The 2,059-nt window shown below is 67.8% G+C and carries 2 protein-coding genes and 1 pseudogene; all 3 read left to right on the top strand.

Translation table 11 applies throughout. The features are described from left to right. A partial coding sequence (locus LQV45_RS27980; RefSeq protein WP_230010170.1) for a Tat pathway signal protein occupies positions 1 to 416 on the top strand: 416 nt, incomplete at its 5' end. A 2-nt stretch (positions 417 to 418) separates the two neighbouring features. After that, the gene (locus LQV45_RS27975; RefSeq protein ID WP_230010167.1) at positions 419 to 1,630 is read left to right on the top strand and encodes a glutathionylspermidine synthase family protein; all 1,212 of its coding nucleotides are present in this window, start codon (positions 419 to 421) and stop codon (positions 1,628 to 1,630) included. Next, positions 1,627 to 2,059 (top strand): annotated as a pseudogene (locus tag LQV45_RS27970) (amino acid transporter); the annotation flags it as partial. The gene LQV45_RS27975 and the pseudogene LQV45_RS27970, both read left to right, overlap by 4 nt.

Raw genomic sequence — 2,059 nt, 5'->3', positions numbered from 1 at the left:
AGCGCGGCCTGGCGGCCGCGGCGGCGCGGAAGAAGCGTTCGCAGCGCCGTACCGCCGTCGTCGGGCTGGGCGTCACGGCGCTCCTGGCCGGCACGATCACCGCCATGGTGGCCAGCAACGAGGACGACTCCGACTACGCCCAGGTGTGCTTCAACGACGACACCGGCGAGCGGGTCGATGATGCCCGGTGCAACAACAGCAGCACGGACGGCCGCAGCTCCGGCATCTACGCCTGGTACTTCTACTCCCGCGGCGCCAGCGTGCCCGGGTTGGGCCAGAACCGTTCGGGCTACCCCAGCTACAGCAGGACCGTCCCCACCGGGGCCAAGGCGTCCACGGGGTACAGCGCCAAGGGCGGCACGGTCAGCAGGGGCGGCTTCGGCGGCAGCGCCAAGGGCGGAAGCACGGGAGGCTAGGGATGAAACGACTGGGATCCGCGCCGCGGCCGGACTGGAAAGAGCGGATTGAAGCACAAGGCCTCGTCTTCTCCACCACGGCCCTGCCCGACGGCACGAACGTCGAGTACTGGCACGAAGGCGCCTACTACGAATTCACCATGGACGAAGTGGAGACCCTCGAACAGGCCGCCGAGGACATGCACCGCATGTGCCTCGAGGCCGCGAAGTTCCTCGCCACCGGCGCCATGGGCAACATCGGGATCGGGCCGCAGGCCCTGGAACTGGCGGCTGCATCGCTGCAGGCCGGCGATGTGGACGTCTACGGCCGCTTCGACTTCGTCTACGACGGCCGGGGCGGCCCGGCCAAGATGCTGGAGTACAACGCGGACACCCCTACGGGACTCATTGAGGCCGCCGTCGCCCAGTGGTTCTGGCTGCAGGACGTCCTTCACGAAAAGGACCAGTGGAACGGCATCCATGAAGCCCTCATCCGGCAATGGAAGAGGCTGCAGTACCGCACCGGCATGAGCACGCTCCACGTCGCCCACTCCGAGGCGGAAGAATCCGGCGAGGACTGGATGACGGCAGCCTACATGCGGGACGTCGCGAGCCAGGCCGGCTGGACCACCATCGGCATCAACATGTCCGACATCGGCTGGGATCCGAACCTCAACCGCTTCGTGGACCTGGACAACTTCATGATCAGCACCATGTTCAAGCTCTACCCCTGGGAACTGATGATGAAGGAGCCGTTCGGGCAGCGGCTGCTGCAGCGCGCCCACAATCCGCGCTGGGTGGAGCCGGCCTGGAAGATGCTCCTGTCCAACAAGGCCCTGCTCGCGGCGCTCTGGCACCTCTACCCGGACCACCCCAACCTGCTTCCGGCCTATCTTGACGGTCCCGGGCCGCTCACGGAGTGGGTGGCCAAGCCGCTGCATGGCCGGGAAGGGGACAACATCAGGATCCACGCCGCCGGCATCGACCTCGAACAGCCCGGCGACTATGGCCGGGAAGGCTGGTGTTACCAGCAGTTCCATGCCCTTCCCGATTTCGACGGCAACCGCCCTGTGCTCGGCCTCTGGGTGGTCGACGGCGAATCGGTCGGCTGCGGCATCCGCGAGTCGGACGGGCCCATCACCGACTACTTCTGCCGCTTCGTGCCCAACACGATTGACGCGCCCGCCCCGGCCTCGAACCAGGCCCACTCCAGCAAGGCAGGTATTGCCCTATGAGCACCGGAACCACCACGACGACGACGGCCGGCGGCCCCGGGGGTCCCGCGGCAGTTCCGGCCAAGGGACTGCGCGCCGGGATCCTGGATCTCGGAGACTCCGTCATGTTGGGGCTGGCCTCCACCGCGCCGGTCTATTCGCTCGCGGCGACCCTGGGACTGATCGTGGCGGTGAACGGCAACTACACCCCGTTGATCCTGCTGCTGGGCTTCGTGCCCGTGCTCTTCATCGCCTTCGCCTTCCGTGAGCTCAACAGCGCCATGCCGGACTGCGGGACCACCTTCATCTGGGCCCGCCGGGCGTTCGGTCCCTGGGCCGGCTGGCTGGGCGGATGGGGCGTGGCCCTGGCCGGCGTCGTGGTCCTGGCCAACCTCGCCCAGGTCGCCGGGCAGTACCTGTGGCTGCTGATCGGCGACGGTTCGCTGGTCG

The sequence above is a fragment of the Microbacterium sp. Bi128 genome (assembly GCF_918698205.1).
Note: the sequence above shows the minus strand (reverse complement) of the source record. Positions and strands in the feature narration are given on the sequence as shown.

Coding starts and splice junctions, on each gene's coding strand:
- LQV45_RS27975 (WP_230010167.1), top strand. CDS start 419: ATGAAACGACTGGGATCCGCGCCGCGGCCGGACTGGAAAGAGCGGATT.